This is a genomic window from Alishewanella sp. BS5-314, assembly GCF_025377695.1.
Taxonomy (GTDB): Bacteria; Pseudomonadota; Gammaproteobacteria; order Enterobacterales; family Alteromonadaceae; genus Alishewanella; species Alishewanella aestuarii.
The window spans coordinates 202053-228120 of sequence record NZ_JACEHJ010000002.1 but is presented as its reverse complement, the minus strand read 5'-3'; the positions used below and the strand labels follow the sequence as shown (position 1 = coordinate 228120).

General features: G+C 51.1%; 21 protein-coding genes and 4 tRNA genes. 13 read left to right on the top strand and 12 right to left on the bottom strand.

Annotation, left to right across the window (positions count from 1 at the left end):
• Nucleotides 1–22: 22 nt before the first annotated feature.
• Nucleotides 23–2608, bottom strand: a complete 2586-nt coding sequence (gene topA / locus H1D31_RS05525; RefSeq protein ID WP_261256789.1) for a type I DNA topoisomerase — start codon at nt 2606–2608, stop codon at nt 23–25.
• A gap of 221 nt (nt 2609–2829) precedes the next feature.
• On the opposite strand from topA, the gene astB reads away from it, so the two are divergent.
• Nucleotides 2830–4170 carry an N-succinylarginine dihydrolase gene (gene astB, locus H1D31_RS05520; RefSeq protein ID WP_261256788.1) on the top strand — a complete coding sequence of 447 codons (1341 nt, stop codon included), beginning with the start codon at nt 2830–2832 and terminating at the stop codon, nt 4168–4170.
• A gap of 84 nt (nt 4171–4254) precedes the next feature.
• On the opposite strand, the gene H1D31_RS05515 is transcribed toward astB, so the two are convergent.
• Nucleotides 4255–6498: an Ig-like domain-containing protein gene (locus tag H1D31_RS05515; protein WP_261256786.1), complete on the bottom strand. Its 2244-nt coding sequence runs from the start codon at nt 6496–6498 to the stop codon at nt 4255–4257.
• Nucleotides 6499–6664: 166 nt separating this feature from the next.
• Here H1D31_RS05515 and H1D31_RS05510 point away from each other — a divergent pair, with 166 nt between their 5' ends.
• A complete protein-coding gene (locus H1D31_RS05510; protein WP_008949749.1) occupies nt 6665–8005 on the top strand; it encodes a dicarboxylate/amino acid:cation symporter in 1341 nt (446 codons plus the stop codon).
• 67 nt (nt 8006–8072) lie between these two features.
• Here the strand turns inward: H1D31_RS05510 and H1D31_RS05505 are convergent, their stop codons facing one another.
• The 3 genes from H1D31_RS05505 to H1D31_RS05495 all read right to left on the bottom strand — a co-directional run bounded on the left by H1D31_RS05505 (nt 8073) and on the right by H1D31_RS05495 (nt 12267).
• Nucleotides 8073–8777: a thiopurine S-methyltransferase gene (locus H1D31_RS05505; protein ID WP_261256783.1), complete on the bottom strand. Its 705-nt coding sequence runs from the start codon at nt 8775–8777 to the stop codon at nt 8073–8075.
• On the bottom strand, nt 8744–9742 hold the full coding sequence (gene sohB, locus H1D31_RS05500; RefSeq protein ID WP_261256781.1) for a protease SohB: 999 nt from the start codon (nt 9740–9742) through the stop codon (nt 8744–8746). The genes H1D31_RS05505 and sohB overlap by 34 nt, the downstream gene beginning before the upstream one ends.
• Nucleotides 9743–9888: 146 nt before the next feature.
• Nucleotides 9889–12267, bottom strand: coding sequence for a VolA/Pla-1 family phospholipase (locus H1D31_RS05495; protein WP_261256779.1), 2379 nt, complete (start codon nt 12265–12267; stop codon nt 9889–9891).
• A 222-nt stretch (nt 12268–12489) separates the two neighbouring features.
• Between H1D31_RS05495 and H1D31_RS05490 the strand changes: the two genes are divergently transcribed.
• Entirely contained in the window at nt 12490–13242 is a 753-nt protein-coding gene (locus H1D31_RS05490; RefSeq protein ID WP_261256777.1) for a YciK family oxidoreductase, read from the top strand.
• A 69-nt stretch (nt 13243–13311) separates the two neighbouring features.
• Here H1D31_RS05490 and H1D31_RS05485 read toward each other — a convergent pair whose 3' ends face one another.
• Nucleotides 13312–13839, bottom strand: coding sequence for an H-NS histone family protein (locus H1D31_RS05485; RefSeq protein WP_261256775.1), 528 nt, complete (start codon nt 13837–13839; stop codon nt 13312–13314).
• A gap of 251 nt (nt 13840–14090) precedes the next feature.
• Between H1D31_RS05485 and can the strand changes: the two genes are divergently transcribed.
• The gene (gene can, locus H1D31_RS05480; RefSeq protein ID WP_261256773.1) at nt 14091–14744 is read left to right on the top strand and encodes a carbonate dehydratase; all 654 of its coding nucleotides are present in this window, start codon (nt 14091–14093) and stop codon (nt 14742–14744) included.
• A gap of 53 nt (nt 14745–14797) precedes the next feature.
• Here the strand turns inward: can and purU are convergent, their stop codons facing one another.
• The gene (gene purU / locus H1D31_RS05475; RefSeq protein ID WP_261256771.1) at nt 14798–15631 is read right to left on the bottom strand and encodes a formyltetrahydrofolate deformylase; all 834 of its coding nucleotides are present in this window, start codon (nt 15629–15631) and stop codon (nt 14798–14800) included.
• Nucleotides 15632–15800: 169 nt separating this feature from the next.
• On the opposite strand from purU, the gene tsaA reads away from it, so the two are divergent.
• From tsaA to H1D31_RS05460, 3 genes are read left to right on the top strand one after another with little or no spacing between them, the layout of a single operon-like run.
• Entirely contained in the window at nt 15801–16529 is a 729-nt protein-coding gene (tsaA, locus tag H1D31_RS05470) for a tRNA (N6-threonylcarbamoyladenosine(37)-N6)-methyltransferase TrmO (RefSeq protein WP_008949757.1), read from the top strand.
• Entirely contained in the window at nt 16483–17541 is a 1059-nt protein-coding gene (locus H1D31_RS05465; RefSeq protein ID WP_261256767.1) for a Kelch repeat-containing protein, read from the top strand. The genes tsaA and H1D31_RS05465 overlap by 47 nt, the downstream gene beginning before the upstream one ends.
• A 53-nt stretch (nt 17542–17594) precedes the next feature.
• A complete protein-coding gene (locus H1D31_RS05460; RefSeq protein WP_065956307.1) occupies nt 17595–19322 on the top strand; it encodes a proline--tRNA ligase in 1728 nt (575 codons plus the stop codon).
• Nucleotides 19323–19382: 60 nt separating this feature from the next.
• On the opposite strand, the gene H1D31_RS05455 is transcribed toward H1D31_RS05460, so the two are convergent.
• Nucleotides 19383–20258, bottom strand: a complete 876-nt coding sequence (locus H1D31_RS05455) for an MBL fold metallo-hydrolase (protein ID WP_261256765.1) — start codon at nt 20256–20258, stop codon at nt 19383–19385.
• A 113-nt stretch (nt 20259–20371) separates the two neighbouring features.
• On the opposite strand from H1D31_RS05455, the gene H1D31_RS05450 reads away from it, so the two are divergent.
• From H1D31_RS05450 to H1D31_RS05425, 6 genes are all read left to right on the top strand, one after another.
• Nucleotides 20372–21124, top strand: coding sequence for a sulfite exporter TauE/SafE family protein (locus tag H1D31_RS05450; protein WP_065956309.1), 753 nt, complete (start codon nt 20372–20374; stop codon nt 21122–21124).
• 30 nt (nt 21125–21154) lie between these two features.
• Complete coding sequence (locus H1D31_RS05445; RefSeq protein ID WP_261256761.1) at nt 21155–21556, top strand: rhodanese-like domain-containing protein; 402 nt, start codon at nt 21155–21157, stop codon at nt 21554–21556.
• A 9-nt stretch (nt 21557–21565) separates the two neighbouring features.
• Nucleotides 21566–21970: a YeeE/YedE family protein gene (locus H1D31_RS05440; protein WP_065956311.1), complete on the top strand. Its 405-nt coding sequence runs from the start codon at nt 21566–21568 to the stop codon at nt 21968–21970.
• 10 nt (nt 21971–21980) lie between these two features.
• Nucleotides 21981–22403, top strand: a complete 423-nt coding sequence (locus H1D31_RS05435) for a DUF6691 family protein (RefSeq protein WP_261256758.1) — start codon at nt 21981–21983, stop codon at nt 22401–22403.
• A 255-nt stretch (nt 22404–22658) separates the two neighbouring features.
• Nucleotides 22659–23861: a methyl-accepting chemotaxis protein gene (locus tag H1D31_RS05430; RefSeq protein WP_261256756.1), complete on the top strand. Its 1203-nt coding sequence runs from the start codon at nt 22659–22661 to the stop codon at nt 23859–23861.
• 82 nt (nt 23862–23943) lie between these two features.
• The gene (locus H1D31_RS05425; RefSeq protein WP_261256754.1) at nt 23944–25299 is read left to right on the top strand and encodes a sensor domain-containing diguanylate cyclase; all 1356 of its coding nucleotides are present in this window, start codon (nt 23944–23946) and stop codon (nt 25297–25299) included.
• A gap of 334 nt (nt 25300–25633) precedes the next feature.
• Here the strand turns inward: H1D31_RS05425 and H1D31_RS05420 are convergent.
• From H1D31_RS05420 to H1D31_RS05405, 4 genes are all read right to left on the bottom strand, one after another.
• Nucleotides 25634–25710: transfer RNA gene (locus H1D31_RS05420), tRNA-Asp, on the bottom strand.
• Between the two features lie 41 nt (nt 25711–25751).
• Nucleotides 25752–25828 (bottom strand) — tRNA-Asp (locus H1D31_RS05415).
• A 26-nt stretch (nt 25829–25854) separates the two neighbouring features.
• Nucleotides 25855–25931, bottom strand: a tRNA-Asp gene (locus H1D31_RS05410).
• 16 nt (nt 25932–25947) lie between these two features.
• Nucleotides 25948–26024, bottom strand: a tRNA-Asp gene (locus H1D31_RS05405).
• Nucleotides 26025–26068 lie beyond the last annotated feature (44 nt).

Below are 26068 nucleotides of genomic sequence, written 5' to 3'. Positions count from 1 at the left end.
CCCCTGTTACTGTTAGTTAGTCTTACTTACTGCTGACCACCCAACGCCCATTTTCATACCAGGCCGACCAGGCTGTGGCTTTACCATTTTGCTCCGTCATCACATATTGTTGTTTGGTCTTACGGCTATAACGCACAATCGCCGGGTTACCCTGTGGATCCTGCTCCGGCGCTTCGGCCAAATAATGGAACTTCGGCGATAGCCGGTCCTTAAAGCGTTTTAACTCGCTGACCAGAGGTGCCCGGGTTTCGCGGGATTTCGGAAAATTCGCCGCCGCCAGAAACACCCCTGAGGCGCCATCACGCAACACAAAGTAGGTATCTGACTTTTCACATTTCAGTTCCGGCAGATGCACCGGATCTTCCTTTGGCGGTGCCGCTTCGCCGCTACGTAACAGCTTACGGGTATTTTTACACTCGCTGTTGGTGCAACCAAAATACTTACCAAAGCGGCCGGATTTCAGCTGCATCTGAGCACCACATTTATCACACTCGATCTCTGGCCCTTCATAACCTTTCAGTTTAAAGGCCCCTTGTTCGACCTGATAACCATCACACTGCGGGTTATTACCACAGACGTGTAGCTTCCGGTGCTCATCCAGCAGATAAGAATCCATTGCGGTGCCACATTTTTGACAACGTTTTTTCTGCCGCAGCGCTTCGGTTTCCAGCTCGTCATCAGCCACCAACACCGCCTCTTCACCCGACACCAGGTTCATGGTGGTGGTACAGCGCTCTTTTGGCGGTAAGTTATAGCCTGAGCAACCGAGAAATACCCCGGTAGAGGCGGTACGGATCCCCATCTGCCGGCCACAGGTTGGACAGGCAATATCGGTTAATACAAACTGATTCACCCGCATACCACCGAGCTCAGGCTCCTGCTCGGCGGTTTTCAATTTTGCGTTAAAACCCTGATAGAACTGGTCCAGTTCTTTACGCCAATTTAATTGCCCTTTTGCAATATCATCGAGCTTCAGCTCCATATTGGCGGTAAAATCATAGTTCATCAGATCATCAAAGTTTTCTACCAGACGGTCGGTAACGATTTCTCCCATTTTCTCGGCGTAGAAACGCTTGTTGTCAACCCGCACATAGCCGCGCTCCTGAATGGTAGAGATGATAGCAGCATAGGTCGACGGCCGGCCGATGCCCCGTTTCTCTAACTCTTTAACCAGACTGGCTTCGCTAAAACGGGCCGGCGGCTTGGTAAAATGTTGTGCCGCATGCAAATCAACCAGCGCCAGACTCTCTCCGGCTTTAACATCCGGCAATTCCAGCTCTTCTTCGCCTTTGCGCTTTACCGCCGGTTGCACCCGGGTCCAACCGTCGAAGCGCAATACCCGGCCTTTGGCTTTTAACTCAAAATCCGCGGCTGCGACAGTGATATTGGTGACATCGTACTGCGCTGCTGGCATCTGACAGGCAACAAATTGACGCCAAATGAGCTCATAGAGCTTTTTCGCATCGGCTTCCATATCGCCAAGTGCTGAAGCCAGAACAGACACATCTGATGGCCTTACGGCTTCGTGAGCTTCCTGCGCATTGGCTTTGCTACCATAACTTACCGGCTCTGCCGGCAGATAGGCGGCGCCAAATTGTTTTGCAATATAATCACGGCAGCTGGATACCGCTTCCGCACTTAAATTGGTGGAGTCAGTACGCATATAGGTAATGTGGCCAGCTTCATATAAACGCTGCGCCAACATCATGGTTTTCTTCACGCCATAACCCAAACGTGTACTGGCTGCCTGCTGTAGCGTCGAGGTAATAAAGGGCGCCTGCGGTTTGCTGCTACTGGGCTTATCTTCCCGTTCCAGCACCTGATAGCTGGCCTGCCGTAATATGCCAAGTGCGGCATCGGCCTGGGCTTTATTAACCGGATTAAACGCTTTGCCGCCTTGTTTCACTACTTCCAGCGGCAGTGCATGCTTTGCCTGGGTCAGTGTATCGGCATCAATACTCCAATACTCTTCGGGCACAAAGGCTTTAATTTCCCGCTCCCGCTCGACTACCAGGCGTACCGCTACAGACTGCACCCGCCCCGCAGACAGACCCCGGGCGACTTTTTTCCACAGCAGCGGCGACACCATAAAGCCAACAACCCGGTCCAGAAAACGTCGCGCTTGCTGCGCATCAACCTGATCTAGGTTCAACTCACCCGGCTGTTCAAACGCCTGGGTAATGGCATTTTTGGTGATTTCGTTAAATACCACCCGCTTAAATTTTTCAGGCGTACCGCCGATCACTTCGCGTAAATGCCAGGCAATGGCTTCCCCTTCACGGTCTAAGTCGGTTGCCAGATAAACGGTATCCGCCTTTTCTGCCAACGCCTTGAGCTCTTTAACGACTTTTTCTTTACCCGCTAGAATTTCATAACGCGCTTTCCAACCGTGCTCGGGATCAATGCCCATCCGATCAACCAGCGCCTGATATTCTTTCTCGGCTTTACTTAAGCTTTTATCTGAGCTTTTGGCCTTGTCTTTACTGCTGCTACTGGGTAAATCCCGGATATGCCCGACACTGGATTTCACGACAAAGTCGTTACCCAGATACTTATTTATCGTTTTTGCCTTAGCCGGTGATTCAACTATTACCAGTGATTTTGCCATTTTTAATCCAAAGATCCTTAGCATTTGGCCGTAAACGGCGCCCCTTTTTAAACGTATATCCGCAAACCGCTGTTGTGACAAGTGCTCAAACTGATTATTATGCCTGTTGGCTGGTTTTTTCGCTGAATCGACCAGTCTCTGACCATAACAAAATGAAGCACATGATCCCGCGACCGTAAAAAAAACAAAAACAGCGTCGCCACAAATAAGGATAAAACTTAATGCAAGCTTATGAAGCCAATTTCGACGGCCTGGTTGGGCCGACGCACAACTATGCCGGTTTATCAGTAGGCAATGTTGCCTCACTGAACAATGCCCGTAATACCTCCAGCCCCAAGCAAGCCGCCAAACAAGGACTGCAGAAAATGAAAGCCCTGTATGACCTTGGCATGGTACAAGGCGTGTTAGCGCCGCAGGAGCGGCCTGACATTGCCGCGCTGCGCCGGCTGGGTTTTACTGGCTCTGATAACGAGGTTATTACCCAGGCGGCCAAACAGGCGCCGGAAGTTTACCGGGCGGTCTGCTCGGCGTCCAGTATGTGGACCGCCAATGCAGCGACAGTCTCACCCAGTGCCGATACCGCTGACGGTAAAGTACACTTTACTCCGGCTAACCTGACCAATAAATTTCACCGCTCGTTAGAGCCGGAAACAACGGGCCGGATTTTGCGTGCCATGTTCAGTGATCAGCGCCACTTCGCCCATCACCAACACTTGCCAGATAACGATCACTTTGGCGATGAAGGCGCTGCTAACCATACCCGCCTGTGCAGTGATTACGCCAAAGCCGGCGTCGAAATCTTTGTTTATGGCCGTCACGCCTTTGATAGCAGTAAGCCGGCACCGTCGAAATATCCAGCGCGGCAAACCCTGGAAGCCTGTCAGGCCGTCGCCCGCTTACATGGCTTAAGTGAGCATGGCACCGTCTATTTACAACAAAATCCAGCGGTAATTGATCAGGGCGTGTTCCACAACGATGTTATCGCTGTGGGCAACCGCAACGTGCTGTTTTACCATCAACAGGCGTTTTTGGATACGACACAAAAACTGTCTGAGATCCGGCGTAAATTTGGCGACGACAGCAGCCTGCACTTTATTGAAGTGCCGGATCAGCAAGTGTCGGTTGCCGATGCGGTTAATACCTACTTATTTAATACCCAGCTGATCAATTTACCCAACGGCGAGATGGTGATTATCGCGCCAACCGAATGTCAGGAACATGCCGGTGTACACCGTTATCTGACCGAGTTATGCCAACAGGATACCCCCATTCGCCAGGTAAAATACTTTGATGTTAAACAAAGCATGCGTAATGGCGGTGGTCCAGCCTGTCTGCGGTTAAGAGTGGTCCTGAACGAGCAGGAGCGCCAGGCCGTTAACCCTGCCGTGCTGATGAATGAGCAGCTATTTGCCACGCTAAATAGCTGGGTTGATAAGCATTATCGCGACCAGTTAAGCGAAGCGGATTTGGCGGACCCACAGTTAATGATTGAGTCCCGCACCGCTTTAGATGAGCTGACGCAAATTCTGAAACTGGGGTCGGTATATAGCTTCCAGCGTTAAGCATAATTACCGCCGACATTAACTCGTCGGTGTATTGATACAAAAAAGGAGCCAAACGGCTCCTTTTGTTTTTTCGGGCTTACATTAACCCGGGTTAGCACAGTTAGCAGCTACACCAAACGGATTGCTTGGTGGGGCCACATTTTCCTGAGAAATATCGGCTGCAGCCACATCAAGCTGATACTCGCGGAAGCTGATATTTTCAGTGCCAGAAGCAAAGCCTGATACCTGCAGTCTGACATCTAACCAGGGTGCAACATCACGTGGGTAGGTTACCTGGAATACGGCAATACCCTCGTTATTTGACGTCACTGTGCGTGGTACCGTGGCCAGATTGCCCGGTGTTAACTGGCCGTCGTTATTAAAGTCTTCTCCGGCATCCAAAATACCATTGAAATTAACATCTTCAGTAACGCAGTTAGCTGTCACTTGCGGTTCCCAGATCTTAAAGCTTTCCGGTGGCGGTGGTGATTTCACCCAGAAACCTTTGCGATAGCGCAGTGATACCGCAGCAATATTTAATTGCTGGTTAATCACCGGATTGCCAGAAGCGTCAGTTACCACAACTGAAAACTCTTTCCGATACAGACTGGCACTGGGGGATTCCACCACATTACCGGTGCCAAAGCGGAAGAATAAGGTACGGCCACCAACACTGATATCTGTCGAGTCAGACACTGCGTTATTATTCGCCAAGGAAGCTTTTACCACCAGGTTACGCTGTTGTACGCCGGCACCAGTGCTCTGATCAGCGGTGAAAGACGTGGTCGCGACCCCCTGTGAGTTGGTTACTGCCGTACCCGCAGTGATAGAGCCACCGGCACTGTTATCCAGTGAAAATGCGACTTGCTGATTCTTAACCGGGTTATTGTTGGCATCGCGTACAATAGCGCGGATTGCACTACTATCACCAGGAACCACCTGTGCCGGAAACGCCTGCACTTCGATCTTGGTGGGGTTGGTCGCGACAAACTCAATCACTCGCTGGGTATTAACCTCGTTGTCACCACCGCGAGCTGAAATGGTCGCTAGACCAGCAAAGGCAGACTGAACAAAGACCTCCGCCCGACCATTTGTTCCCGTGGTGTTCTCGGTCACGACCTGATTAGTGGCCAGACCGGCAGCCGTGTTGGCAATAAAACCGCGCGTGGTAGAAAACAGTACATTACGATTGGCATTGGGAATATTGTCGGTTAACCATTCCAGAATCATCGATGTTGGCGTGTTTAGTGGAAACTCCGGGATTTCTGGCTGCCCCGCCTGCGGTAAAAACACAAAGCTGTCAGCTTTAACGCTGATGGCAAACTGCTGATTAATACCCAGTGCCGACACAGTTAAAGTATCATTGCCGCTGGTAGCCGCATCATACTGCACAGTCACCTGACCATTCGCTCCCGTTACCGGGTTGGTGACACTCAGCGGGTTACCGAGCGCTGAACTTACCGTTAATTGTTGATTGGGGATCCCCTGCCCTGCAGCATCCTGCAGCGAAAAGTTCAGTGACACTTTATCACCTAACACTACAGCTGATGGCGCTACGGCTTCTAAGGTTGTACCTACCACTCTGACCGTAACACGGTCTTCAATGGTGCCGACCCGGGCGGTAAGATTAATATCGCGTAAAGATTTATCAATCTGACTGGTTAATCGGGCTTTCGCGACGCCATCCTGCTCTGTTTCTGCGGCAACAACGATTAGCTCACCGGAGTCTGCAGAGAAAGTCACTGGAACGCCGGCAAGTAACACATTATTGCGATCACGTACCAAGGCAGATAACTGGATGCCATCGGCGGCACCTGAGCCTAACTGAGTGCGATCGACGAGCAGGCGCACACTGGCGATATTCACGCCGGTTTCACCGCCGCCATCACCGGCTGACGTAAAACCAACAGCACGACTGGCACGCACGGTGCTACCCTCGTTTGCACTCTCAGAGTAGCTGGCGACCAGGCTACCAGCACCACTGGCGCTACCAACTGCCAGGGTAATGGTCGCCACCCCACTGGCATCGGTCAGGGCCGTGCCGGTCGACGTCGACAAGTTAGCTAAACCTGGAGGGTCAATCGCAAAAGCAATAACTTTACCGGCAACCACCGCATTCTGTGTCGCCGTAAGGGTCGCCCGTACCGTAAGCGGTTGACTGGCTGACAAACTGGTAGCGGCTGCCCCACTACTATTTAATAGTTCCAGCTGTAACTGATAGACTGGCGCTGTACCGCTGCCGCCGCCTCCCCCGCTACCACCGCCGCCATCTAAGGTTCCTCCCCCACCACAGGCGGTAAGGGCAAACATAACAAACACAACCCAGAGTTGCCGGATCTTCAGCATGAAAACTCTCCCTAGCACTTTCTTATATAGTTTTGTTAATTCTGTATCTTAAACTAATAAATATCCAGCCGGCAGCGATATTTAAAAAAAATTATTCACTGACTGCAAAGCTGCCTGACAACCTGCTACCCTAGGAACCTTTGCGAACAAACTGATTTTCAGCCTTATGACAACCAAAAAAAAACTTAGTCTCACCAGCCGCATCGTAATAGGTATGCTTGCGGGTATCGCTGTCGGTATCTTCTTTCAGTTTATTCTGGCCGGTGCTGAAGAGCGCCAGCTATCTCTGTTGGGACTGTCGATACCGCTGCGCGCCTTCTTTGTCGATGGTATCTTTCATATTGGTGGTGAAATCTTTATCGCCAGCTTACGGATGCTGGTAGTGCCGCTGGTGTTTGTATCACTGGTCTGCGGTACCTGTTCTTTATCCGATACCAGTAAACTGGGGCGGCTTGGCGGTAAATCGATTGGGCTTTATCTGATCACGACCGCGCTGGCAATCAGCCTGGCGATGGCCTTGGCACTGCTTACCGGGCCTGGCGTGGGGGTTGAGCTGCAGGCTGAGTCGACCTTTGATGTCAGTGCCGCACCGTCACTGGCGCAGGTGTTTATCAATATCTTCCCAACCAATCCTATCCAGTCGATGGCCTCTGGCAATATGCTACAGATTATTGTCTTTGCATTACTCTTTGGTATTGCCATGGCGCTTACCGGTAAAGCGGGAGAGCGTCTGGCGGGGATCTTTAACGATTTAAATGAAGTGATACTGCGCCTGGTCACCATACTGATGAATCTGGCACCCTATGGTGTGTTTTTCCTGTTAGCCAAACTCTTTACCTTTATCCGCTACGAGACCATCCTCAACCTCTTTATGTATTTTATGGTGGTTTTAACGGTGCTGCTGGTGCATGGCTTATTGGTTTATCCGGTCATTTTAAAAGCGCTGACCGGCTTAAACCCGATTATCTTTTTAAAGAAAATGCGCGAAGCCGCACTTTTTGGCTTTAGCACTTCCAGCAGCAGCGCCACCTTACCCATCACGATGGAAACCGTAACCAAAAAGCTCGGTGTAAAAAATACCATCAGCTCTTTTACTGTGCCTCTTGGTGCCACCATCAATATGGACGGCACGGCCATTATGCAGGGTGTTGCCACCGTCTTTATTGCACAGCTATTTGGCGTCGACCTTAGCTTTTCTGACTTTTTAATGGTGATCCTCACGGCAACACTGGCGTCAATTGGCACTGCCGGGGTACCGGGTGCGGGTTTAATTATGTTAGCCATGGTACTGCAACAGGTGGGGCTGCCGGTTGAGGGTATCGCGCTGATTATCGGAGTGGATCGCCTGCTCGATATGACACGCACTGCGGTCAATATTACCGGCGATGCCATGGTGTCAGTCGTCGTCGGTAAAAGCGAGGGCGAGTTTGATGAAAGTGTCTTTAACGATCCGCGCGCTGGCTTAAAAGAAGAAAGTATCGACTTTCATCACCTGCGCGATTCCTGAGCGTAACAACGCAGGAATAGCAATGGCAGCTCGCCATTGCCAGCGCGTGTTGACACGTCAACACGCGCTATTCTATTAACCAAATTTTTTCCCATAGTTGACTGGTCGCCAAGCGTCGGCGGCCAAATCCCTGACCGGTAATATCCTGGCTTTGCAGCAACGTTAGCTGATAGCCTGAAAATAGTTGCGCTAATTCATCCGGCAATACCGCAAAAGGTGGCCCCTGACGCTCTGCCTCCGGATATTCAAGACTAATCAACAACAGCGAGGCGCCCAGCGCCAACCACTGCTTTAATTTATCTGCATAGGCCCGGCGCATCGGTGCGGGTAAGGCAATCAGCGCAGCACGATCGTACAGCAGCACCGAGCGCTGAATTAATGCCGCCGGCACCTGAAAAAAATCGCCCTGCCACAGCGCTATGTCCGGGCTTTGATAATGCACAAAGCCCGGCGCAGCAGCGGGTGACCTATCCACTGTAACGCTAAGCCCCTGTTCGCTGAAGAAGTCGTGACAGGCAATAGGTGATAATTCAAAACCTGTTACCGGCAAAAACTGGCGACAAAACATCAGATCCGGACTTTTACCGCATAATGGCAGCACTATGCTGTTTAGTGCACCCGCTTTGCTGGCAAGCACCTCTGCCAGATGTGCCTGTAATAACGGATGGGGTTCTGCGAGCTGAAAACCAAGTTGCTGCTGCTGCCAGCATTGATGCCAAAATGCCTGCTCCATTGTGCTTAGTGCCAACGCCACTGCTGCAGCTTCTGCCACAATGCGGCGCCAAAACTGGCCCCCGCTGTACCCAGTTTTTCTGACAAGCGCTTTTTCTGGCTGTACTTCACCTGCAGCACCTGTCGCTGCTGACAAGCCTGACTTAAGTAACTATCACTGGTGCTCAGCTCATCAATCAATCCCAGCTCCAGCGCCTGATAGCCAAACCAGTGCTCACCGGTCGCCACCTTGTCCAGCGCTAAGGCAGGTCGGTGCCGGGCGACGAAGGCTTTAAATAGCTGATGGGTCTCTTCTAATTCTTGCTGGAATTTTTGCCGGCCTTTATCGGTATTCTCACCGAACAGTGTGACGGTGCGTTTAAATTCACCGGCAGTGAATTGTTCAAAATCCACATCATGCTTTTTCAGTAAGCGGTTAAAATTAGGCAACTGCGCAATGACACCGATGGAGCCGATAATCGCAAAGGGCGCGGCGAGGATCTTATCGGCAACACAAGCCATCATATAGCCGCCACTGGCAGCCACCTTGTCAACAGCTATGGTAAGCGGGATCTGTTGTTGTTTCAGCCGGTCCAGCTGCGAGGCCGCAAGGCCATAACCATGCACTACACCACCGCCACTCTCCAACTTCAACAAGACTTCATCCTCAGCGGTAGCAACCGACAGGATCGCCGATACCTCTTCACGTAAGGCTTCAGCCTCATGCGCGTCGATACTGCCATTAAATTCCACCACAAACAGGCGTTTAGGTTGTTCAGTTAACTGGTCATAGCTTTTCTGCGCGTTCTTCTGCCATTTTTTAAAGGCCTTTTTTGGCAATAAATAGTGCTGTAACAACTCTTGCTGTTGCAGATAGGCTTCATTCAGGTCATGGATTTCAAGCTGGCCCTTACGGGGGCGCTGTTTCAGCGCCACCCCGGCGATCAGCACAATAATAATAGCGACGGCAACAACCAGCGTTGCCGCCTTAGCCAAAAACAAACCATATTCATAGATAAATGCCAAAGTATTCTCCTGCAGCGCCGCTGATGCTATTCCAGCGCGACTTAACGATGGGGGGTTGAGCATCTATTATGCTTAACTGCTAAATCATAAAGCAACAGCCCGGCGCATTCTGCAGCCGGGCTGTTAGGGGTAAGGTCACTCAGACCTTAATTACCGGCAATAACCGCCGGATTCTGTACACCAATCTGCTTACCGCGATTCAGGAAGAAAGTTACAGTCTGGAACTGCATCTCACCGGTCGCTGCTGCGCTGGATGCCGGGTTCAGAATAGAACTATGGTCACCCGCTTTAAAGCGCGTCAGCGCATTACCTGTCAGCGCTACACCCGGTGCCTGTGCAGGTACAGCAGAGGCATTCAGTAACCGCGCCAAAGGCTCAGTACCGGCCAGCGCCATACGGCCCTGAGCCAGAGCGGTCAGCGGGTTAAAGAAACCATTAGGAATAACCTGATCTGGCTTATTATCCGCCCCGTCGCCAACAACCTCAATAATATAGGTTGGAGTACCACCGGCAACCAGCATTTGCGCGTAGTTATTCGGATCACCACTGTCTGTGACTGTTTGCGCAGCAAAGGCAAACTGCGTCAGGGTCGCAGTGATACGGTTTAACTGCGCGGTATTACCGGTCTGCTGCAAACTGGCAAGATACTGGTTGACGATTGGCGCTGCACAAGCTGGCCAGGTCGCCAGATTTGCCGCGGAAGGCGTACCACAACCTGTATTAGTGGCGACATAGGTTACAAACTGACTGGTCAGTTCACCACCGGCACCTAACATCACGCTGGCTTTAATCAGCGGACCAAAGGATGGCGAATCTAACAGGAAGTTAGCAACAGCACCGCCTGGCATTGCCAGCACAGCGGTTTCCACCTTAAAGGCGGCATCTAAAGTTGCATTACCCGTTGGTGCATTCGCTAATGCCACCATACCAGTGCCGGTAATACCACCTAATGAATGCCCCAGAAACTGAATGCGGCTCTTGTCGATGGTCACACCGCTGATATTATTCAGCGCAAACCGCAGTGCCAGCATATCGGCAATACTCTGCCGCAGGTTATCCCGCGTCACCAGCAGGTTTGACAGGTTCATATAGTCGGTAGCGGCATTAGTCGACGCATTAAAGTTAAAGGTGCGATCGGCCGTTGAGAAGCTAAAACCACGGCTGCCGTGTAACGGATGGTCAATAGCAACAGTGGCGAAACCCTGTGAAGCCAGCGTGCCGGTAATTGCCAGCATATCCTCTTTGCGGGAGGTGATACCGTGCTGCAAAATCACCACCGGCCAGCCTGCTGCCGGCATCGGGATCACATTGCTATCAGGCACTGTCATCTGCACTGGAACAGTCTGGTAGCTATTAATCTTCGGAATAATATTAAATTTCGTCAGATGACGGGCACTGTCTACGCCCAAATCACGTAAGGCGCCATTACTGACCGCCTGACAGAAGCCATCATTTTCTGACACTGGTGTCGATGGTTTCATGCTTGGTGGTAAGGCAGCGATAATGGCACCACTATCACAACGCGCCAACCAGCGTGTATTTAACGGTGCTGTTACATTCTCAGCAGAGGGTACGCCGAGGAAGTATGGCAGCGTCAGACTACCCTGATATAAACGGGTGATCTGGAAAGCCTGGGATGATGCAAAAGCCGGGTTAACCTGAGATACTGTTAATCCGGTGTTCTGCACCACTAAAGCGCCAGGTGCGTAACCGGTCGGGGTTGGCGAAGCCATCAGTTGTTTCAGATTAGCCAGTACCGCCCCGGTAGACTGGGTCGTAATGGCGGCAGAATAGATAATACTCTCGGATGGCAAGCCCTGACCGCGCATCGTATTTTCGAAGCTGTTGATCACCGCTTGCAAACCGCGCTGGGATTCTGTTGCCAAAGGCAAGGTTGCCAGATCTTGTTTCACCAACTCATAGGTTGTTGAAGGCTTAATTGCCGCGCCTGTGCTGTCTTTTAAGCCATTTGTCAGCGCCAGCAAATAGGTAGTCGCCGCTTCCAGCGGTTTTAACGGAATCACCGCAACACTGTTACCACTGCCAGCAGAAACGAAATCAACACCGTATTGTAATTCAGACACGATCTTACACGCCAGGCCACGTGGTACCGCACGGCAAGCGGTATCCGGAGACGCAGGATCACCCATCAGCGCTTTAAATAACCGCACTGAACCCGGAGCTCTGGCGGAGTCCATATTCAAACTCACACCAGCAGGGAAGCTTAAAGCGATACTGAACGGGTTCTGCGTTGACCAGCCATCTAATGCGCCAAGCGCGACCTGTGGGTTAGTGTAATCGGGTGCGGCACCGGCATCCAGAGTCAGAGTACCATCGGTAGTACCCTGAAATAATAAATCGTTCGGAACTGAGACTTGCCCGGCGGTAGGATCAAAAACAACCCGGGCACTTGGAATAACATTACCACCTTGCCCGACATCCTGTTTGATGTCGTCTAACGAATCACCACAAGCTGCTAAACCGAGCGCCGCGGTGACAGCAATACTGATTGCCAGCTTCTTCATAATTTCTCCCCTGTCCATCACTGGTATTTTTTTATTGCAAAGCAAAATCTTACTTTACTTATTCTGAATTTGGCGACTGTTAGCGACTAACAGCTACGACCAGTTAAAGTTAACCCAAAGTTTTCAAGATCGCTAGAGTAAAAACACAGATATCGTGAAGAAAGGTGCAAAATAGTGTTATTGGGCGTATCCTGTCGCCATTTTTTACACGACGAGTCTGTTATGCAAATACCTCAACACTACAGCGCAGTGCCTGGCGTGCTGCAAGATAAAGTGATTCTGGTTACCGGTGCCGGCGATGGTATCGGTAAAACCGCCGCTATGACTTATGCCCAGTATGGTGCGACCGTCATTTTACTGGGTAAAACTACCAACAAACTCACTGCAGTTTATGATGAGATTGTCGCGGCAGGTTATCCGGAGCCAGCGATAGTGCCGCTGGATATGAAAGGCGCGACCAAGAAACATTATCAGGATATGGCCGCTACCATTCAGGCAGAATTTGGGCGCTTAGATGGCCTGTTACACAATGCGGGCTTACTGGGCGTGCTAACCCCTTTTGAACATATCGACCTGCCAACCTGGCAGGATATTATGCAGGTTAATGTTACGGCACCGATGCTGATGACACAGGCATTATTGCCGGTACTAAAGCAAAGCGCACACCCCTCTGTCGTCTTTACCTCTTCCGGTGTTGGCCGCAAAGGTCGTGCTTTCTGGGGCCCTTACGCGGTATCAAAGTTTGCTACCGAAGGCTTAATGCAAATTCTGGCTGATGAACTGGATCAAACCAGTTTACGGGTTAACTGCATTAATCCGGGCGCCACCCGCACCAGTATGCGCGCCAAGGCCTATCCGGGTGAAGACGCACAGCAGTTGAAAACGCCGGCTGATCTGATGTGGCTGTATCTCTATTTGATGAGTGATGACAGTATCGGCGTGACCGGGCAGTCGCTCGATGCCCAACCGAAATAACACTGCGTTAAAAAACAAAAACCCGGCCTAGCCGGGTTTTTGTTTCTGAATACTGCTGTAAAAATAAACTTAGCGGCTTTGCAGGATCTCGCCACCATTGGCTGCAGCCCAGGCATTCCAGATGACAACTTTCTGATTAAAATTGGCTACCGCTTGCTCTGTGGCTTCAGTAAGTAAACGCTCAATATCTTTGGCGAATTTTTTATCAACCTTGGCCGCTGGTACGACATCAATACCGCGCTCTTGCAAACCTTTCTTCATGGTATGAGTGCGCAATAATTGCAACTTGCCATTCTCAACATAAAAATACTGACTGTCTTTGTTCAGTGTTTTGAATTTTGGTTTAACTGGCTTTTTATCTGAATTCTTTTCTGTTTCAACAGACACCGGCACAACATCCTGTACCTGTTTGTAACCTAACTGCTCCAGTGTAAATCCTTTTTCACGGGCGAAGCGCTCAATCTCGTTGATGGCATCGATCTCTGACTGGCGCTCCGCCAGTACAGTTTGCAGTGTTTCCAGAACATCATTTAACTTAGCTAACGTAAGTTCCTTGGCTGCTTTTTTTAATTCGCGCTTATCAAGTAATATCGACATCTTTGACTCCCGTTTAATAATCCACTTAATCATAACTGATGCACATAATATTGAGAAGCCTTATTATTAAATGACAGCAAGGCATAATTAAACGTCAGGATGTTATTGCATTGATATTCTATTTAATTGCAGTATCGTTAAGTTGCCATGATTTCACTGACTGGTAGATCCCGGCATTAATTGGCTGGTCGGGCTTGTGCTTTAACAGGAATCCGCTATCGTGACGCCAATTTCGTGCTTTGGTTAGACAAATGGCAAATTTTGCAGAACTCTTTAGCAATAATAAAAACTGGGCAGACCGCATAGAGCGTGAACAGCCCGGTTTCTTTAAACAATTATCGGAACAACAAGCGCCAGAGTATCTGTGGATCGGTTGCTCTGATAGCCGGGTTCCGGCTAATGAAATTGTTGGACTAATGCCAGGCGAACTCTTTGTGCATCGTAACGTGGCCAACCTGGTGGTGCACTCCGATATGAACTGCCTGTCAGTATTGCAGTACGCCATTGATATTCTTAAAGTAAAGCATATTCTGGTGGTCGGTCATTATGGCTGTGGTGGCGTTAAGGCTGCTTTGCTGAATCAGCGGGTCGGCTTTGTCGATAACTGGCTACGTAATGTCAAAGATGTGTATGCCCTGCACCGCCAGCAAATTGATTGCCTGGAAACCGAAGACCAACGTGTTAACCGCTTGATTGAGCTAAATGTGGTCGAGCAGGTTAAGAATCTTTGCCATACCAGTTTTGTGCAGGAAGCCTGGGAGCGGGGTCAGCAACTGTCGGTGCATGGCTGGGTCTATAGTTTACGCAATGGCCGGGTCAAAGATCTTAAAGTCAGCCACTCCAGTCTGGAACAAATCGATAAGATCTACGCCCTGGACCCGCAGGAGCTGCCTGATACGTACTAAAGCGGCACGCGCCAGCACGTACCTTTTACCGCTGACACAGGCAGGATGTCAGCTTACAGGATTACAGTTTTGTTGCCATGTACAAAGACCCTATCTTCAGTAATAAAGGCTAAGGCTTCACTTAACGCCGCTTTCTCGACATCGCGACCCGCTTTCTCCATATCCTCTGCACTGTAACTGTGATCCACCGGTAACACTTTTTGCTGAATAATGGGCCCCTCATCCAAATGATTATTCACAAAATGGGCGGTGGCACCAATAATTTTTACCCCACGTTCAAAAGCCTGCTGGTAGGGTTTAGCCCCGATAAAGGCCGGTAAAAAGCTGTGATGGATATTGATAATCCGGTTTGGGTAACGGGCAACAAAGGCCGGGGTCAGGATACGCATAAATTTGGCCAGGATCAGATATTGCGGCTGATAAGGCGTAATGACTTCCAGCAGCGCCTGCTCGTGCGCCTCGCGACTCAATCCTTGGTGACTGACAAAATGATAGGGAATTTCAAAACGCTTTGCTAACTGCGCCAACTCTGGATGATTGCCGACAATAGCGGCTATCTCCAGCTGCAGCGAGCCGTCGTAGACTTTCATCAGGATATCGCCCAGACAGTGCGCTTCCTTGGTAATCATGATGACGACCCGCTTTGCCTGTCGGCTTAGCAAACTACGGCTGCTACCTGCTGGCAAAGCCCGATCCAGATCGGCCAGTAAGGTCGTTTCATTAAAGATGCCGTCCAGCTCGGTGCGCATATAAAACTGCCCGCTGACCGGATCAACGTACTCGGTATTACGGCTGATATTCAATTGGTGCTTGTAGCAAATATTGGTGATCTGCGCGATCAGCCCCTTGGAGTCGGGACATTCGGTTAATAGGATGCGCTGTTCCATAAAGTCATTCCACTGCATGCTTGGCTTATCATCATAGTCCGCATTCTGACAACATATCCATCTGGCGTCAAAACCATTTAGATGGCCAAACCGACTTTGCTTGTTGTTTGCCGCCCCGGCTTGCATAATAAAGTCTGAATAAAAACGCTGACTTAACCAAGCGAGCAGGATGACAGAGCAGTATCAGATGCAGGTGATCGGTTATATTGAATCACCTTATAAACAAAAGTTTGCGATCCCACGCCAGCCAGGCCTGATTGCGGCAGCACATGGCAAACTGGTGCTGCGAGCTCCCTTTGCAGACGAAACCTTTGTCCGGGGTATTGAGGCCTTCAGCCATTTGTGGTTGCTGTTTGTGTTTCATGAAACCGCGGATAAGGGTTGGTCACCATTGGTACGCCCACCTCGCTTAGGCGGCAACGTCCGTAAAGGCGTCTTCGCCACCCGGGCGACATTTCGCCCCAACCCGATAGGTATGTCGGTGGTGAAGCTGGAAGGCGTGAGCCAGAAAAAGGGACAAATCGAGTTGCTAATCAGTGGGCTGGACTTACTACACGGTACGCCCATCCTTGATATCAAGCCTTATCTGCCTTACTCAGACGCCCTGCCGCATGCCAGCGGCGGCTTTGCGGATGCGGCACCAGAAACCACTATGACCGTCAGTTTTTCAGAGGATGCGGCCGGCTTTTGTCAGCGCCAGCGTGCTTATCCGGATCTGCAGAATCTGATCGAACAAGTGTTAAAACAGGATCCGCGGCCGTCTTATAAAAAGCAGCGCCAGAGTGAACAACATTACGGTATGACACTGTATAACTTTAATATTAAGTGGACTGTTAATGGAGAACATAACCATGTTACTGAAATCCTTCAGTTGCCTGAGCCTGATTGCCAGCAGTAGTCTGGCACTGGCGATCCCGGCGTTACCCGAACCGGTCAGTAACAATGCCGTTGCTGCAACCAGTATCCGGGATAAAACCTATATTTTATCGGTTGGCGGCCTGGGGCCCGGTAAACAAATCAGTGATCAGCACAATAAAGTCTGGCTGCATACGCTGGGAGAATTTAGCTGGAGCACTTTACCTGCCCTACCCAGCCAGCAGCGACTGGCTGGCCGTATCGGTAGCAGTGCGGTGGCACTGAATAACAACTTCTTTATCTTTGGCGGCGCCCTGGTGCAGGCCGATGGTTCAGCCATTACTGCGAGCGATAGCTACCGCTTGGATCCGGTCACGCGGCGCTTTACCCGTCTGAATGATATGCCAGTGCCGGTTGACCATGCTGCGGCAGTGCCACACCAGAACCGTTATATTTATCTGGTCAGCGGCTGGAGCGACCATGGCACCGTCAATCTGGTGCAGGTATTTGATAACTTTACCCAGCGCTGGGCGCAGGCCACACCTTTTCCCGGTGCGCCGGTATTCGGCCATGCTGCCACCATCGCCGCCAATCAGTTAGTTGTCTGTGATGGCGTCACCCTGCATTACGCCAAAGACCAGGCGCCAGCGTTACAAAAGTCGCCGGCTTGCTGGGCCGGTACTCTGGGTAGTGAGCCGCTTAAAATCAGTTGGCGCCAGATCCCGCATCCCGATCAACAAGGACGGTATCGTTTAGCCGCCAGCACAGTGCGCTTCAATGGTGAAGAATTCGCAGCCTTTGTTGGCGGCAGTAATACCCCCTATCGCTTAAATGGTGTCGGTTATCAGGGCGAGGCCGCAGAACCCTCGGCTGCGGTATGGCTATATTCCCCAAAGCAGCAACGCTGGTTTAAAGGCGAGGCCGCCACCGCAGTGATGGATCTGCGGGCTATGGTAGAAATCAACGGCAGTCTTTACAGCCTGGGCGGGATGCTCGCGCAGCAGCAAGTGACCAATCAGGTAATTAATCAGCAGATTAAACTTCTGCCCGAGTAAAACCGTTGCTAGAATAGCCGCCACTTAAGAATCAGCTTTTTACAGAGAATCGCATGCGCACCAGTCAGTATTTATTATCGACCATGAAAGAGACCCCGGCCGATGCCGAGGTGATCAGCCATAAACTTATGCTGCGCGCCGGAATGATCCGTCGTCTGGCCTCGGGGATGTACACCTATCTGCCGTCTGGTGTGCGGGTGCTGCGTAAAGTTGAGCAAATTGTCCGCGAAGAAATGAATAAAGCCGGCGCCATTGAGGTATTAATGCCGTTGGTACAACCGGCTGAGCTGTGGCAGGAATCGGGGCGCTGGGAAAAAATGGACGCTGAGCTGCTGCGCTTTGTTGACCGCCACCAGCGCGACTTTGTGCTGGGGCCAACCCATGAAGAAGTCATTACCGATCTGGTACGCCGCGAAATCACCAGCTATAAACAGCTGCCGCTGAATCTGTATCAGATCCAAACTAAATTCCGTGATGAGCGCCGGCCACGCTTTGGCGTAATGCGCGCGCGTGAATTCCTGATGAAAGACGCCTACTCTTTCCACTTAAGTCAGGAATCGCTGCAGCAAACCTATGATGCGATGTATAGCGCCTACTGCAATATTTTTAACCGCTTAGGTCTGGACTACCGGCCAGTGCTGGCTGATACCGGCGCTATCGGCGGCAGTGTCTCGCACGAGTTCCATGTCCTTGCTGCCTCAGGTGAAGATGCGATTGCCTTTTCAGATACCAGCGATTACGCCGCAAACATCGAAATGGCGGAAGCCAAGGCACCGGCAGGCCCCCGCCCTGCCCCGACGCAGCAGCTGACACAGGTAGCAACCCCTGACGCGAAAACGGTCGCTGAAGTTGCCGCGCTGTTACAGCAGCCGGCCAGTCAAATCAGCAAAACGCTGATTGTCTATGCCGCCAAAGCCAGTGACGATGCGCCACAGACATTGGTTGCCCTGGTACTGCGTGGCGATCACGAATTAAACGAAATTAAAGCCGAAAAGCTGCCACAAGTTGCCAGCCCGCTGGTGTTTGCTTCGGAAGAAGAAATCCGCGCCGTGATGGGTGCCGGCCCGGGTTCATTAGGCCCGGTAAAGTGCCCGCTGCCGCTGATTGTCGATCGCAGCGCGGCGCATCTGGCCGATTTTAGCTGTGGTGCTAATCAGGATGGCTTCCATCTGACCGGTGTTAACTGGGACCGCGATGTCACCGATTATCAGGTTGCCGACCTGCGCAATGTGGTGGAAGGCGATGCCAGCCCCTGTGGCTTTGGTAAGCTGGTGATCAAGCGCGGTATTGAAGTGGGCCATATCTTCCAACTGGGTGACAAATACTCACAGGCGATGAAAGCCGGCGTACTGAACGAAGAAGGTAAGCACCAGATCATGACCATGGGCTGCTATGGCGTTGGCGTGTCCCGTATCGTGGCTGCAGCCATCGAGCAAAACCATGACGAGCGCGGTATTATCTGGCCTGACGCGATAGCGCCATTTCAGGTGGTGTTAATTCCGATGAATATGCACAAATCAGTACGGATCGCCGAAGCCACTGAACTGCTGTACCAACAGCTTACTGCTGCCGGTATTGAAGTCCTGTTTGATGATCGCAAAGAGCGCCCGGGTGTGATGTTTGCCGATATGGAGCTGGTCGGTATTCCGCATCATATTGTCATCGGCGAGCGTAACTTAGATAACCGTCAGGTGGAATATAAAAACCGCCGCAGCGGTGCCACCGAGTTGCTGGCTATCGATGAGGTGCTGGCCTTTGTTAATCAGCAGCTAAAACGCTGAGTGACCGCTTGATAGGATAAAGGCAGCCGAGGCTGCCTTTATTTTTTTCGTTTTTAAATGTCAGAGCGCGCCTTTTAGCGGGATCTTAATATAACGGCTGCCGTTTGCCTCCGCCTGCGGTAACTGCCCGCCGCGAATGTTCACCTGCACCGAAGGATAAATCAGCCGTGGCACCGCCAGGGTTCTATCGCGCGCTTCACGTCTGGCGACAAAATCTGCCTCAACCGTATCGGCTTTGACATGGATATTCTGCTGTTTTTGCTCGGCGACGGTGGTTTTATATAACAGCTCGCGGCCATTTGGTTGGTAATCGTGGCACATATAGATCACGGTTTCCTCCGGCAGCTGATAGATACGCTGGATCGAGCGATACAGAATATGGGCATCGCCGCCCGGGAAATCACAGCGCGCTGTACCTGCGTCAGGCATAAACAAGGAGTCACCCACAAACAAATTACCGGCTATCAGATAACTGACGCTGTCGTTGGTATGGCCAGGCGTATTGATCACCTTAGCCTTAATGGTACCAATCTGAAATTCCTCATTATCAGCAAATAACTTATCAAAATAATCGCCCTTGGCCAGCAGCTCTTGATCACTGATATTAAATACCACCTTAAAGGTTTGCTGCACCTTACGGATCCCCTCGCCAATGGCAATACAGGCACCGGTTTGTTGCTTTAAATAATGCGCTGCTGATAAATGATCGGCATGGGCATGGGTTTCCAGCACCCATTGCAGCGTCAGGTTGTTAGCCTTTAAAAACGCCAGCATCTTATCGGCATCAATGGTGCTTACCGCGCCAGCTGCTGCATCATAGTTTAATACCGGATCGATAATCGCAGCCTGGCCCGTTGCTTTATCTGCTACCACATAGCTAAAGGTGCAGCTGTCGTGATCAAAGAACATTTCAATCAGCAAATTTTGTTGTGACATCGCATTCACCCTCTAAAATTAGTTAAAGCTAAATTTTAGTTGCAGCTTAGCGAAAAGGCGCCTAGAATGCAAACAAGTTATAAGCATATTCCAAAATAGAATATGGAGTCCAAATGTTCGTATTACTTGGCGCACTTATTATCGGTATCAGTTTAGGTCTGTTCGGCTCGGGCGGTTCTATTCTGACGGTGCCGGTGCTGTTGTATTTACTGCAGATGCCGGCGGAGCTGGCCATCGCCTCGTCGCTGCTGATTGTGGCCGGTATTAGTTTGCTCGGTTCCGCACAAAATGCCTGGCAAAAGCGCATTAGCTGGCGCCATCTGTGGTGGTTTGGTGTTCCTGGTATGTTTGGTACTTACGGTGGCGCCTGGATAGGAACCCTGGTCGATAGCCGCTGGCAGCTACTCGTCTTCGCAATCCTGATGGTGGTTGCTGCCATTTTTATGTGGCGCAACCACCAGCAGGAAACAGCAAATCAACGACCATTTCAACCGGCCAAAGTGGTGGCCGACGGTTTAGTTGTTGGCGCCATTACCGGCTTTGTCGGTGTTGGTGGCGGCTTTTTAATTGTGCCAGCGCTGGTACTGATGGGCGGCTTGCCTTTGGGTATCGCCGTGGCGACCAGCCTTGGCATTATTGCGATGAAGTCATTTGCTGGTTTTACCAAATATTATCTGGCTTTTAGTGCGGCCGGCATGAGCTTTAACTGGCAGGTGATTGCGATAATGGTACTGGCGGGCTTTGTTGGCAGTTTCGCCGGTAACTGGCTGGGTCAAAAATTGCCAAAAGCAAAATTACAGAAAGGCTTTGCCCTCTTCCTGGCAGTAATGGCGGTAGTGGTGATTAGCCAATCAGTACTGAAATAACTTAATGCTTGCAACTTAACGGAGATCCCTATGAAAACCTCACAACAGCTGGTCGCCGAAGCTAAAGCGGCAATTAAAGAAGTCGATGTTGTTCAGCTGGCTGCTTACCTGCAGCAGCAAAGCGAACCCTTACTGATTGATGTGCGTGAACCGGCTGAGTTTACCCAGGCCCATATCGTTGGCGCGATAAATTACCCGCGTGGCGTGTTAGAAATGCAATTACCTAATCATCCACTGGTCGCCGCCAGTGGCTGCGCCGCTGAAGTGGCGTTAGCGCAACTAGCGGAGCGACCGCTCTATCTGATTTGCCGCTCCGGTGCCCGCTCAGCCCTGGCAGCAGAATCATTACTGCGCATGGGCTTTAGCGATGTCTATTCGGTTGCCGGCGGTATGCAGGCCTGGCAAGACGCCGGTTATCCTGTTAAAGCGTAGGAGGTTTAAATGGAAAACTTTACCCCGGTATCTGCACTATTAGGCGGTGCGTTAATCGGCTTGGGCACCTTATTATTATTGGTTGGCCTAGGCCGAATTGCCGGTATCTCTGGCATTACCAGCGCCCTGTTATTTCAGAAAGACGACAAGCTCTGGCGGCTTGCCTTTGTGCTCGGCTTAGTTGCAGGACCACTGTTAACAGCCCTGTTTTATCAGGACTTTAGCTATAGCACACCTGAGCTTAGTCCCTTTACGCTGGCCGCGGGTTTGTTGGTTGGCCTGGGCACCGCCTGGGGCTCAGGTTGCACTTCTGGCCATGGCGTGTGCGGGATTGGCCGCTTTTCGCCACGGTCCTTAGCGGCCACCCTGGTTTTTATGCTGTTTGGCGTGCTGGCCGCCAGCCTGCTGTTTTAAGGAGTCAACCATGAAACTCTTAATCGCTTTTCTCGCCGGTTTACTGATGTCAGTGGGCATGGCCATCTCGAAAATGATTGACCCACAGAAAGTGCTGGCTTTTCTTGATCTGAGTGGCGACTGGGACCCGAGTTTAGCACTGGTTATGGCCGGCGCTCTGGCGGTGTATTCTGTCGGCTACCGGTTATTTATCCATAAGCCGGCGCCATTGTTTGATAAACAGTTTTATCTGCCCACAGCCCGTTATATCGATAACCCCTTATTGATTGGTGCTGCCGTCTTTGGTTTAGGCTGGGGCATGGTCGGTTACTGTCCGGGACCGGCAATCAGTGCTTTATCCTCAGGCAGTAGCGGTACCCTGGGTTTTGTTTTGGCGATGACCGCAGGCTGGTTTATTGCCCGAAAAATCAAACTGCCGTTTTCACAGGCATAACCTTCTTTGTCTGACTCCCGGCTAAACCACCGGGAGTATCTCTTCTTATCGTAACGCTATCTTGGCGCCAGCGAAAAACTAGGCTATTGTCTGTAGCAACAGTCTGAAACCAGCGTTTTGGTCCGGGTATACTATTTGTTTTGTCGCCACAAGACGTTAAACAACAGCGAACCCCGCCGAGATCAAAGTTTCGCTTATCCTTTATGTTATGCTGCTTGAAAAACAGAAGAGGTCTCAGTCGTAATGGAGAGATTCATGGCCCTGTACAGCTTTATTGAGCGTAGTTTTTTCTTTACCCTTAACCGAAAAATTGCCGGCAATATGCTGTTTATTGGTATTTTCTTTGGTTTGGCATTATGGATGGCGTATCCGGCCAATGGCGATGCGACACTTTGGTGGTTGTTATTGTTAAGTGGCACAGCCGCTTTTTTGTTTACCGGGTTTTATCTGCGGCACCTGATTGTACGGCCGGTACAGGCGCTGGTTGGCACCCTACATGAAAGCAATCGTCAGGGCGCAGATCTCAGTCAGCGCTTGCCCGCCTTCACCTTTGACGAATTCCGCACCCTGTCGGAAGAGTTTAATCATTTTGTTGGCCAGCTTAGTGAGGTATTAACAAAAGTTCACGTACAAGCCAGTGACAACCATCAGATCAATGAAAAAGTCTCTGATGCGGTTAAGCAGACCCGCCGTAATTTACAGGATACTGAACATCGGAATCAGCAGATCCGTAAAGATAGTGATGAAGTGATCGAGTACCTGGCCAGGATCGTGCAAAGCAGTGACCAAATGGGCCAGGTTACTAATCTGGCAGCGGATAAAGCCAAAATCGCCAGTGGCCAGATGCAGCAGTTGAATCGCCAGTTAGCCGCTATCGCTGGCTTACTTGATTCCTTTGGCGCCACCATCAATGGCCTGCAGAAAAACTCGGAAAACGTGCGACAAATCCTGGTAATGGTCGAGGGCTTTTCTGATCAGACCAATCTATTAGCGCTAAATGCCGCCATTGAAGCGGCCAGAGCCGGTGATGCCGGCCGTGGCTTTGCCGTGGTTGCAGATGAAGTCCGCACGCTGGCCGCCAAAGTTAATGATGCCACGAAACAAATTTCAGGCTTCCTTAATGATATGGAACGGCTGGTCAAGGAAACCAAGCAGGAATCAGATAGTCTGAATCAACAGGCGAAAGATGCCAGCAGCCAGATCCATGACACCAATCACGAATTTTCATTGCTGCAAACCGAGTTACAGTCAGCTCAGGGTGGCATGAAAAATATCAGTGGCAGCGTATCCAGTCTGGAACAAAAGTATCAGCAAACGCAGGGACATTTGAGCGCCATCGAACAGATGACCAATCAGGCCTATCAACAAATGGCTGCTATTGACGAGGCTGCCCGCAACTTACTGAGTGGCACAGCGGCAACGCAGGCGCAATTAGCGCGCTTTGCCCGCAAGAGTTAGTTATGGGCTTGCCAGGGCAAATGCAACGTCCCTGTAGCCCGGACCATATTGGTACCGCCTCGATAGTCAGGCGGTGCTGACCATGCTAGTAAGATTGCTCAGCCGTCGCCATCGTTGGTTACTTGGTTCACTTAGTGCGCTGCTGTTTGCTGGCAGCATTATGCTGGTTGAATTTTTTCACCAGAACCTATTACAGAAACTGACGCTTGAGCAACAGCAAAGCCTGAGCCGGCAGTTATCCTTGGTCAGAGCTAATATTGAGTCTGAACTTAATGCCAATATTTTTCTGGCCGATAGTCTGGCCACCATTATCAGCGTTAACCCCTCTTCTGGCCCTGACGACTGGGAGCTATTAGCACAGGCCCTGATGCGAAAAGCAACCAGTATCCGTAATATCGCCGTGGCTCCCGATAATATCATTCGCTTTATTTACCCAATAGAGGGTAATCAGGCTGCGCTCGGTCTGGATTACCGTACTGTCCCGGCACAATTTCGCACAGTGGAGCTGGCTCGGCAGCGTCAGGATATTATGATCGCCGGCCCCCTGACCTTGGTGCAGGGGGGAACAGCGGTGATCGCCCGGATGCCGATTTTTAATGATGCGCCAACTAATCAGCAATATTGGGGCACCTGTAGTGTCGTTATCGATATCGACAAACTGTTCCAAAGCACAGGATTGTTCGCACTGGCAAATCAGGGCCAGTTGGCGATGCGTGGCGTGGATGGCACTGGTGCTGAAGGAGAGCTGTTTTGGGGGGATGCCGCCGTCTTTAGCAATGCTTTTGCCATCGAGAATATTCGTCTGTTAAGTGGCAGCTGGCAAATTGCTCTTGCCTTACCTCAGGACCAACAAGGGCGGTTTGGCTTAAGTAGTCTGTTAGTCAGGCTGGTGGGTTACAGCCTGTGTATCTTGCTCTTTCTGGCACTATTTAGTCTTTACTACGCCTATCGACAAGCTCGCTTAAATGCATTGCAAGACCCGCTTACCTTGCTGCCGAATCGTCGCTTTGCCATGCAATTACTGGAAAGGCTGGTTAATGAAAAGGCGGAGTTTAGTATTCTTAGCCTGGATCTGGATAAATTTAAAGAAGTGAATGACAACTATGGTCATGCTGTGGGAGATGCTCTGCTACAAGAGGTCGCCAAACGACTGCAGGCCGGCTTGCGGGCTTCAGATCACGCCTGTCGCTTATCTGGTGATGAATTTCTGGTAATCTTACCTCGCGTACATCGCGAGAAAGACTTGCAGCACATTATCAACAAGGTATCGGCACGGCTTAGCGACACCGTTTTCGTATTTAACGACAAGCAGTTTCAGATCCAATACAGCCTGGGTTATGCCAGCTTTCCAATTCATGCGACTGAGCTTGATAAACTACTACATTTTGCCGATCTGGCGATGTACCAGCAAAAAGCCGCACATAAAGCCAATGCTTAACTGACTAGCCAGTTGATTTTTAACAGAGAGCAACCGACTGAACTACCGCTTGGCGGCTGTAAATTGCATGGAACGTAAAGTGGCGGAGCGGACGGGACTCGAACCCGTGAACATTTTGGCGCTGGCGTGACAGGCCGGCTGATTTTTAACAGAGAGCAACCGACTGAACTACCGCTCAGGCTTACTAAATTGCTTGTGGAATTAAAGTGGCGGAGCGGACGGGACTCGAACCCGCGAACATTTTGGCGCTGGCATGACAGGCCGGCTGATTTTTAACAGAGAGCAACCGACTGAACTACCGCTCAGGCTTACTAAATTGCTTGTGGAATTAAAGTGGCGGAGCGGACGGGACTCGAACCCGCGACCCCCGGCGTGACAGGCCGGTATTCTAACCGACTGAACTACCGCTCCGCGCTGGAGTGAGCTACTGCTCAGGTGAAAACTTACTGAAGTGGCGGAGCGGACGGGACTCGAACCCGCGACCCCCGGCGTGACAGGCCGGTATTCTAACCGACTGAACTACCGCTCCGGATCAGGAAGCTGTTTCGATGCTAGTGGCGGAGCGGACGGGACTCGAACCCGCGACCCCCGGCGTGACAGGCCGGTATTCTAACCGACTGAACTACCGCTCCGGAAAGCATCGAAAATTGGCGGAGCGGACGGGACTCGAACCCGCGACCCCCGGCGTGACAGGCCGGTATTCTAACCGACTGAACTACCGCTCCGCGCAGTGCACCAAACTATCAGATGGGTATCGTCTGGTGCGGCG